Annotated in this window: 1 protein-coding gene and 1 pseudogene; both read right to left on the reverse strand. The window is 75.9% G+C overall.

The genetic code is table 11. From position 1 onward, the window contains the following. Nucleotides 1-424: YbaB/EbfC family nucleoid-associated protein (locus tag NBZ85_RS31345; RefSeq protein ID WP_261563449.1), on the reverse strand; the 424-nt coding region annotated here is incomplete at its 3' end. Between the two features lie 40 nt (nt 425-464). Then, nucleotides 465-1,017: pseudogene (locus NBZ85_RS31350) on the reverse strand (hypothetical protein); the annotation flags it as partial.

Consider the following 1,017-nt stretch of genomic DNA (forward strand, 5'->3'; position numbering starts at 1 on the left):
CGGGCTGGGCGCCGGCCCCGCCGAGCCCGCCGGCGCCCAGCCCGCCCGTGCCGGTGCCGCCCGCGCCCAAGCCGCCCGTGAGCGAGGCCATCCGCTCCGCGGCGAGCCGGTGCGCGTTGGTGGTCGCGTCGCGGACCGCCGCGAGGATCAGATCGGCGAGTGTCTCGGTGTCCTCGGGGTCGACCGCCTCGGGGCTGATCGTGAGGTCGACGAGCTCGCCGCCGCCGTTGACGGTGGCCCGGACCAGGCCGCCCCCGGCCGTGCCGTCCACCCGGGAGGAGGCGAGCTCCTCCTGTGCCGACAGGAGCGCGGCCTGCATCTTCTGCGCCTGCTGGAGGATCTGCCCCAGGTGGGCCCCACCTCCGGCGGGCAGTCCACCGCCGGCCGGGGTCCCATCGACGGCGGGGGTCTGCGGGTTCGACATGTCGATGAGCCTACGTCGCCTTCAGGAGGCTACGTTGCCTTCAGCTTGTCGGGATCTGTTCGATGATCGTGGCGCCGAGCCCGGTCCGCAGCAGTGACATCGCCGCCTCGGCACCGCCGCGTGCCCCGCCCGCCTGCCCTGGGGCATCGTCGTCGTCGAGGGACGGCTCGTCGTTGACTGGCCGGGCGACGGCCGTGCCGTCGCCTCCCGCCGAACCATGCCCACCGATGCCGGCCGGTCCGCCACCATCCTGACCGCCGCGACGATCCCCAGCCCGCCCTGGCCCTGGGGCGCCACCACTCTGACCGAGCCCATCCCCGCCGGCATTGCTCTGGCCGGCATTGCTCTGGCCGGCGTTGCTCTGGCTGGTGACGTGCGCACCGGCGTCGCGCTGCCTGACGATGCCGTGAGCGGCGTCGGGACCCTCGCCGCGGTCGCCGCCGCCGAAGTGCTCACCGCTGCCGCCGTCCCCGACGTGATCGTGGGCCGGCGGGGTGGGCCCGGGGTACCGAGGGTAGTTGCCGCCCTGGTCCGGATGGTGATCCCCGGCTGGTGCCCCGCCCGGGCCGGGCGCCCAGCCCGCGGGGGTGGGC

Source organism: Frankia tisae (assembly GCF_025403405.1).
GTDB classification, from domain to species: domain Bacteria; phylum Actinomycetota; class Actinomycetes; order Frankiales; family Frankiaceae; genus Frankia; species Frankia tisai.